At 40.7% G+C, this 8,692-nt stretch carries 6 protein-coding genes; 1 reads left to right on the forward strand and 5 read right to left on the reverse strand.

The annotated features are described in order from the left end of the window. Nucleotides 1–81: 81 nt before the first annotated feature. The 5 genes from pepN to AAFM34_RS12320 form a co-directional block, all read right to left on the reverse strand. Nucleotides 82–2,688: an aminopeptidase N gene (gene pepN / locus AAFM34_RS12300; RefSeq protein ID WP_341663210.1), complete on the reverse strand. Its 2,607-nt coding sequence runs from the start codon at nt 2,686–2,688 to the stop codon at nt 82–84. 291 nt (nt 2,689–2,979) lie between these two features. After that, nucleotides 2,980–3,642 carry a hypothetical protein gene (locus AAFM34_RS12305; RefSeq protein ID WP_341663213.1) on the reverse strand — a complete coding sequence of 221 codons (663 nt, stop codon included), beginning with the start codon at nt 3,640–3,642 and terminating at the stop codon, nt 2,980–2,982. Nucleotides 3,643–3,773: 131 nt separating this feature from the next. Next, entirely contained in the window at nt 3,774–5,789 is a 2,016-nt protein-coding gene (gene prc / locus AAFM34_RS12310; RefSeq protein WP_341663215.1) for a carboxy terminal-processing peptidase, read from the reverse strand. 17 nt (nt 5,790–5,806) lie between these two features. Continuing rightward, on the reverse strand, nt 5,807–6,436 hold the full coding sequence (gene proQ / locus AAFM34_RS12315; protein ID WP_341663217.1) for an RNA chaperone ProQ: 630 nt from the start codon (nt 6,434–6,436) through the stop codon (nt 5,807–5,809). Between the two features lie 99 nt (nt 6,437–6,535). Further along, nucleotides 6,536–7,009 carry a GAF domain-containing protein gene (locus tag AAFM34_RS12320; RefSeq protein WP_341663219.1) on the reverse strand — a complete coding sequence of 158 codons (474 nt, stop codon included), beginning with the start codon at nt 7,007–7,009 and terminating at the stop codon, nt 6,536–6,538. Between the two features lie 84 nt (nt 7,010–7,093). Between AAFM34_RS12320 and AAFM34_RS12325 the strand changes: the two genes are divergently transcribed. Beyond that, a partial coding sequence (locus AAFM34_RS12325) for an ABC transporter ATP-binding protein (protein WP_341663221.1) occupies nt 7,094–8,692 on the forward strand: 1,599 nt, incomplete at its 3' end.

Raw genomic sequence — 8,692 nt, forward strand, 5'->3', positions numbered from 1 at the left:
TATAAACTTAGCAAATGGCTGTGTTTGGTGTTAACGAATACAAGTAGCAGCGCGGTTAGCGCTACTACTTTGTTTTACAGATTAAGAATCCAAAGCTTTATTGATTTTCTCAAACAAATCCTTGGCGAGGTTATCTAGAGAGTTCAGCTGCTCGAGTTCTTGTCTCATTAGAGCTTGTCTCGTGTCATCATACTTGCCAAACTTAAGTAAGGGATCAATCAATCTAGAAGCAACTTGAGGGTTGCTTGTATTCAACTCTCTAAGAATTTCTCCAGCAAACTGGTATCCTTCTCCGGTTTTAGAGTGGAATCGAACAGGGTTCATATTTAAAAACGAACCTATCAGACTTCTTGTACGGTTAGGGTTTTTAAGACTAAAGGCTTTATGGTGCATTGTAGATTTAATGACTTCCAGTGCATTCTCAGCAGGGTTGGACCCTTGCAATGCGAACCATTTATCCATAACCAATCCGTCATGCTGCCACTTCTCGCTGTAGTCAGTCATCAGCTTTTCTCGACAATCTAGTTGAGCATTATTCACTGCGCTCATTGCTGCAATAGTATCTGTCATATTGTTTGCAGAAAAGTATTGCTTTTCCACTAGACTGTTCCCGAGCTCTGTATAAGCCAGATAAGAAAGCGCTGTATTACGTAAAGATCGCTTGCCTATTGCTTCATGTGAAATCGTATAGTCAACTTCTTTTAGGCTGTGATAAATCGCGCTTAACTCATCTTCAAGCGCATTGGCTAGACTCACCTTAATCGCTTTTAGTACTTTAGCAATTGCGTCTACATCAATTTGGCTATACCAACCTGACACTTCATTGTGACTTGGAAGCGCCATAATTTCGGCGATAAGGGCAGGTTCCAATGTATCAGAAAGCAACACACCTCGAAAAGCATCGATCAAAGACATGGGTAATTCAATCTCTGTTCCAGTTTGAACAGCGTTTACATTACTGCGAATATATTTGGCTAGTAACATTTGGCCAGCATCCCATCGTGAAAAATCATTGCTAGCATGCACCATTAAAAAAGTCAGCTCTTCATCGCTGTAGTCATATTCCAAGATAACGGGAGCTGAAAATTCACGTAGTAATGATGGTACAGGCTTCTCCTCTACATCCTCAAAAACAAAAGTCTCTCTGTCTTTGATGACATGAAGGATTTTATTGACATCCACTCCGTGACGACGTAACGGAATAGTTTGACCATCCGCTGCATAAAGCTCTATATCTAATGGGATATGCAATGGTTGCTTATCTTGCTGATCATGAGTAGCAGGAGTGTACTGTGATACTGTTAAAGAGTATGTCTTGTTTGCTGAGTCGTAATCACTATCAATTGATAATCTTGGTGTGCCAGATTGGCTATACCACAAACGAAACTGCCCTAAATCTACCCCAGATGCATCCTCCATCGCAGCTACAAAATCTTCACATGTTGCGGCCGTGCCATCATGACGGTCAAAATACAGTTTCATTCCTTTTTGGAAAGCCTTTTCACCAAGCAGAGTATGTATCATTCTTATCACCTCACTGCCTTTTTCATAAACAGTTAAGGTATAAAAGTTATTCATTTCAATAACTTTTTCTGGGCGAATAGGATGTGACATAGGGCTAGCGTCTTCAGCAAATTGAGGGCCTCGGATAATACGAACATTATTGATTCGATTAACAGCACGAGAACCTAAGTCTGATGAAAACTCTTGATCTCTAAATACTGTTAAGCCTTCTTTAAGGCTTAACTGAAACCAATCTCTACATGTAACACGATTCCCCGTCCAGTTATGGAAATATTCATGGCCAATAACAGCCTCAATTCCAAGGTAATCTGTGTCAGTCGCTGTTTTCTCATTAGCAAGGACAAACTTTGAATTGAACACATTTAGCCCTTTGTTTTCCATAGCACCCATGTTGAAGAAGTCCACGGCAACAATCATATAGATATCTAGGTCATACTCGAGGCCAAATCTTTCTTCATCCCATTTCATTGAGTTAATAAGAGATGCCATTGCATGTGGTGCCCTATCAAGATTTCCCTTATCTACAAAAATCTCAAGGTCAATATTACGACCTGATTTAGTGACATACTTGTCCCGAAGAACATCAAAATCTCCTGCTACTAAAGCAAATAGATAGGCTGGTTTTGGATGTGGATCTTGCCACTGCACCCAATGACGCCCGTTGTCTAGCTCGCCTTGAGAAATGCGATTACCATTGCTTAACAAATAGGGATAATGTGCTTTATCAGCAATGACTTTCGTTGAGTATGTTGCGAGCACATCAGGACGGTCCAAGTAATAAGTAATTCTACGGAAACCTTCTGCTTCACATTGGGTACAAAATGCACCTCCAGATTTATACAAACCTTCCAGAGCTGAATTATTTGCAGGATCAATTTCGGTGACTATTTTCAGCTCGAACTCTTCGGGAAGCCCAGAAATAGAAAGCCCAGCCTCTAGCTGTTCAAAGCTTGTCCATTTCTCTTGGTTTACGTGAATACTAATTAGTTGGAGCTGTTCACCATCAAGGAGAAGAACGTTTTCTTCTTTTAACTGCTTTACAGTTGAAGTCGCAGTCACAAGGGAATTGTGGTCATAAAGATCAAAAACTAAATCAATATTAGTAATTGTGTGAGATGGTAACATGTAATCTTTACGATACTTGGCTTGAGGTGTTTGAGCCATTTCGAAATCCTTCTAACTAAAACGCGATATTATGAGAGGTCTATTGGCAAGAAATACGCGAGTTTTATGTTCTTCCTATGAACATTTTTCCTCGTGAACCCTTTCGCTGGACCTATTTACTTTAGAGAAAGAGCAGATGCAAACTAAAAGCTACCTGCGCATATCGGTATTGAAAACTTTAAAGTCAGGCTCTTTCATTGAGCATTAGCTTAACCTTATACCAACGAAAAGACGAGGTATTATGTGGTAATACCTCGCCTAACGCTCAAACAAAAGCAGTGTAAGAATGGATTACCGCACTCGATTAAGCACAGCGTAAAGCGCACCTTCTTCCATTTCTAAAGTAAGTATATCGCTGTTTAAACTATATCTAGTTTCGTGCTCACCATTTTCATAAAGCAAAACAAGGTGTTCACCTTCTGTATAATAAACACCCTTATGGATAGCTTCATCACCTTCACTGTTACTGACTCTGAACATAAACACAAAGTCAGGCTGCAAGATTAAATCCATTTGTTGCACTTCACTCGCAACAAACTCGTGGCCGCTTAATTTCGCACTGGACCACATGCCCGCCAAAGCATTTGATAGTGCTTTAGTAAACACAACGCCATTTAGGTTAAGCATATTATGATTACTGGAATAGTTGTATGTTTGGGGCTCTGAAGTATTTAGCCCAAGAATAAGCGTATCCTCATTGGCTGTGTATAACCCTTCCCAGTGATCAACAGAGTAATCACGCTTTTGAATATCAATTTTAAAACTGTAGTTAGAATCTAAGCTCAATTTGATGGCTAAAAAGTTTTCTTCTGACTGTTCCGGGTTAGGATTAACCAGATACCAATCACCAAGTAAGAAAGGTTGGTCAAACTGCGTTAAGTCGCTGTTGTCGCGAACTTCATTAGCAAGACAAGATAGACATACACCTGTAAGTAAAACTCCAATCCATCTCATAGTGCACCTCGCTCTTTTCTTTAAGCTTAGGCTCAGAAGCACAAATATGCGAAAATCAAGATCTAGCTCACGCTAACGATGAAAAAAAGCGAGCATTTAAGGAGCTCGCTTTCAGTCAATAATAAACACAATTAAATGGCTTTCTTCGAAGATGCCTTGAGAATATCGACCATTATGGCTACTGACTCATCAAGATAAACGTCTGGCGCTTCGTAGTCTTTAGGAACATCGTCGAGAGACTTAAATGGTTTCTCTCCGATTGTTTTTTGCCTTTTGTTTATCCGTGCTAAACGGTCTTCATCGACCTTATCGCTCTCCTGCTTACGGACTTTTTCACTCAAAGAGAGTGTATTGTCGTCCTTTTCAGCTTTGTATCGTGCAATATCTTCAGCAATAAACTTGAACTCAGGTTCGCTAGCAACACGAGCTTGGTGCAAAGCATCAAGCTTCTTAATCAGTTTTTCATTACGCTGTAATGCTTTATAGTTGGCTTTATCTATGCTGTCCCACGGTAAAGCATTGTCTTCTACACTTTCTCCAGTCTCATTGTGTGCAATAGGTGTCGGATACGCAATGTCAGGTACCACTCCTTTATTCTGAGTACTTCCGCCATCAATACGATAGAACTTTTGAATCGTATACTGAACGTAACCCAATTCTTTATCAAACAAATCATAAATATGATTCAGAGAGCGGTGCTGTTGTACCGTACCCTTACCAAAAGAGTTTTCGCCAAGAATAATCGCTCTTCCGTAATCTTGCATTGCCGCTGCAAAAATTTCCGAAGCCGAAGCACTATAGCGATTAATAAGGACCGTCATTGGGCCGTCATAGCTAATTTTTCCATCTGTATCACTATTAACGTTAACCCTACCGTAGCTGTCTCGTACTTGCACAACAGGGCCACTAGTGATGAAAAGGCCAGATAGAGATGTAGCTTCAGTGAGAGCACCGCCACCATTATTACGTAAGTCTACAATAACACCATCAATGCCTTTGCCTTTCATCTCAGTAATCAGTTTGTCAGTATCTTTCGCTAGGCCGACGTAAAAGCTAGGCACTTCTAAAACACCTATTTTCTTGCCGTCTTTCTTAATAATCTCTGACTTAACTGCCCGATCTTCAAGTCTTATCTTGTCTCGTACAATAGTAACGACCTGTGCCTTCGCATCTTTTCCTTCTGGTAAGATCTGCAAATTCACTTTAGTGCCTTTTGGCCCTTTAATAAGCTGTACCACATCATCCAAACGCCAACCGATGACATCAACAATGTCTTCACCATCTTGCCCGACACCAATGATACGATCACCTTCATCAAGCTGCTTACTCTTAGACGCAGGCCCACCTGCAACTAGAGAACGAATTACCGTATAGTCATCCGTCATTTGCAGCACAGCACCGATTCCTTCCAAAGAAAGATTCATTTCAGTCTGAAACTGTTCCGCATTTCTTGGAGAAAGATAGCTTGTATGAGGATCAACTTCTCTGGCAAACGCGTTCATGTATAGCTGAAAGGCATCCTCATTATGAGTTTGGCTAAGACGCTTTAAAGCATTATTATAGCGTTTACCTAAAACATCTTTAATTTCGGCCCAATCTTTGCCAGTAAGCTTAAGATTCAGAGCATCATACTTAACTCGTTTTCTCCAAAGTTCATCTAACTCTTTGGTATCTTTCGGCCAGCCTGCTTTACTTCGATCCAACTCGATACTTTCATCTACGTCAAACTTCATCTCTTTATCAAGGAGAGACAGAGCATAAGCGAAACGCTCATAACGACGTTTCATCGACATATTGTATACATCAAATGCTATCTGATTGTCCCCAGACTTTAGCTGCTCATCCAAATTCGCAGCTAACTTCTTAAAAGATTTAATATCAGCTTGTGTGAAAATATTACGATTGAAATCTAAAGACTCGATATATCTTTGAAAAATTGCTTCAGAAAACGCATCATTCAAGGCGAAGTGTTTATAGTGTGAGCGAGTAAAGCGTGAGGTAACACGTTTACTTGCAGTCGAGTGCTGAGCCTCTGGCGCTAACACTGGAAGGTCGTCTAAAGCGATATTAGCTTTAAGAGCGTATGCTGAGGATGCTGCTAACCATAGGCCAGCAGCAATCAGCGACAATTTCGAACGGCATTTCATGCGTAGGAGTATCTCCTTTATGCGCGCAGGTGCTCCGCTTTTACAACCATTTGCAGGCCGTTAGGCAGTTGAACACGCACATCTTCCTTATTGATTTCAACTATAGTCGCAGCCATATTACCTTTGCCCATGTTGACGTTTACTTGATTACCTATGGTAATCTCTTCTACCGTCAGAGCCCTTGTTTCTTGTGGTTTGTTGGCCTTGTTCACTTTATTCTGCGGTGGACGACGGTTCTGTGACTTTTTATTTGCCGGTTTTGCTTTCGCCTTACCTTCTTCTCTCGCTTTCTGAGCATGCTCTTTACGACGGGCCTGTACCTTAGCTTTACTCTCAGCTAATGCAGTCTTAGCATGCTCAACATGCTCTTCTTCTAATTCCCCAGCAGGATTACCATCTAGGTCAACACGAACAGCACCTGGCTTAACACCATGTAGATAACGCCATGAAGAAGTGTACTGTCTCAATGCTGCTCGAATCTGTGTTTTACTCACTTTTGGATCGTCGGTAAGACGCTCCGCAAGATCTTGAAAAATACCAATTTTGAGCGGCTTCGCTTCACCTTCTAAAGTAAAGCACTTAGGGAAACATTCAGCAATATACGCAATCACTTCTTTGCTATTTTTTAACTTTTCAGTGTTTTCCATGAGGGGTCCTGGTTAATGCGGTCTCTTCCGCGAGCATTCGGATAAATATTTCAGGTATTATAGTGACCTAAAAACGAAAAACCACCGTCAATAATGAATTTATGCACTGATAGCGTGTGAATTAAGCAGCTTTTCTACTTCACTCATCAAAAATGTTAAGCCTTGTTCATCAATTTCACCAAAACGGCTTAATAAAGGGCTATCTATATCAAGAACCCCAACTAGATGCCCATCTATATGAAATGGTATGACAATCTCTGAGTTACTTTCTGCATCACAAGCAATGTGTCCCTCAAACTGGTGAACATTGTTTACTCTCTGGGTTTGATTTTGCTCCACCGCAACTCCGCAGACTCCCCTGCCAATGGGTATTCTTACACACGCGGGCTTTCCCTGAAATGGACCTAAGACCAATTCTTCACCCTGTAATAAGTAAAAACCTACCCAATTTACGTGTTCCAACTCCATGTTTAATAATGCACTTATATTTGCAAGATTAGCAATCAGGTCTTTTTCCGATTCAATAAGTGCAATAGCTTGCTTGGTTAACCTTTCATACTGTTCTACTTTCATATTAATTCCCAATTTTAAAAGACTTGGTTGAAGAACCAACGTACAATTAATCCAACATCATCAACGAGAAGCAGCACAGCTATCATGGATGAAACAGCAAACACAATTAGCCGCTCTTGGCTAATAACTCAAGTAAAAAAGCACAAATCACGGCTAGTTATCGCAAATTTAATTGCTATATGTGCCACTTTGCTAAGTGTACCAATCCCCCTGCTAATGCCACTCATGGTTGATGAAGTGTTGTTGAATCAACCAGCACAAGGGATAGAGGTAATGAATACTGTGTTACCTAGTTCGCTACAGACTCCTACAGGCTACATATTTTTGACCCTTGGACTTGTAGTCTTGATGAGGACAATGAGTCAAGCACTTAATATACTGCAAAGCCGACAATTTACACTTGTTTCAAAGAGCATTACTTATCAAATGCGCAGTAAGATGCTCGATAAGCTTGGGCGTATAAGCATGAAACAATACGAAACAAGAGGTAGTGGCGGCGTAAATGCTCATTTAGTCACCGATGTAGAGACCATTGATAAATTTATTGGCGCAACCCTAAGTAAATTTCTAATCGGCTTACTAACTGTAATGGGTACTGCTGGTGTACTACTATGGCTAGAGTGGCGTTTGGGTCTCTTCATTCTTTTGGTTAACCCTATTGTTATCTATTTTTCTCGCAAGCTGGGTAACAAGGTTAAGCACCTCAAAAAACGAGAAAACCAGTCCTTCGAGCACTTTCAAAATAGGTTGGTAGAAACTCTAGACGGAATTTATCAACTACGTGCGGCTAATAAAGAACGAGAATTTCTTGCTGAACTAAAACAAGATGCAAATCGAATTCGTTTAGACGCAGATAAGTACACATGGCAGTCAGAGGCGGCTGGTCGCCTTTCTTTTCTTTTATTCCTTCTAGGGTTCGAGTTATTTCGTGCTATCGCCATGCTAATGGTTTTGTTTAGCGATTTAACTATTGGTCAGATTTTTGCGGTATTTGGCTATCTGTGGTTTATGTTAGGTCCAGTTCAAGAGCTGCTTGGAATTCAGTTTTCATGGTATAGCGCAAAAGCAGCGCTTCAAAGAATTAATTCCTTACTGTCATTGGATGAAGAATTGCGTCCAACTAGCACGGTCAACCCATTTACTAATAACTCGCAAGTGGAAGTCAGCATCGAAAATGTTAACTTCTCATACAATGACGAATGTACAGTCCTCAATCATCTTAATCTTCATATCCCAGCAGGGAAGAAAGTTGCGCTCGTTGGTGCTAGCGGAGGTGGGAAATCGACACTGATACAACTGCTTCTGGGGGTGTACCATCAGGATTCGGGTATCATTAGATTCAATGGTAAAACCACAGAAGAAATAGGCTTTGATACAATCCGGAAAAATATTGCCGTTGTCTTACAACAACCTATATTATTCAATGACACTTTAAGACATAATCTGACCTTAGGTTCAAAGTATGAAGATGCCGCTTTGTGGCGCGCGTTAGAAATTGCGCAACTCGATACCGTCACTAGCGAATTCAAAGAAGGCCTAGATACACCTGTCGGACGTAATGGTATTCGTTTGTCAGGAGGTCAAAAACAAAGGTTAGCAATTGCACGCATGGTATTGACCAACCCTAAATTTGTTATTTTGGATGAAGCGACATCAGCACTTGATACATCAACTGAATCAGCC

It is taken from the genome of Vibrio sp. (genome assembly GCF_038138445.1).
Taxonomy (GTDB): Bacteria; Pseudomonadota; Gammaproteobacteria; order Enterobacterales; family Vibrionaceae; genus Vibrio.

What these genes read in the sequence shown, in the direction of transcription:
- pepN (WP_341663210.1), bottom strand. Translation starts at nt 2,688, where the DNA reads ATGGCTCAAACACCTCAAGCCAAGTATCGTAAAGATTACATGTTACCA.
- AAFM34_RS12305 (WP_341663213.1), bottom strand. Translation starts at nt 3,642, where the DNA reads ATGAGATGGATTGGAGTTTTACTTACAGGTGTATGTCTATCTTGTCTT.
- prc (WP_341663215.1), bottom strand. Translation starts at nt 5,789, where the DNA reads ATGAAATGCCGTTCGAAATTGTCGCTGATTGCTGCTGGCCTATGGTTA.
- proQ (WP_341663217.1), bottom strand. Translation starts at nt 6,436, where the DNA reads ATGGAAAACACTGAAAAGTTAAAAAATAGCAAAGAAGTGATTGCGTAT.
- AAFM34_RS12320 (WP_341663219.1), bottom strand. Translation starts at nt 7,009, where the DNA reads ATGAAAGTAGAACAGTATGAAAGGTTAACCAAGCAAGCTATTGCACTT.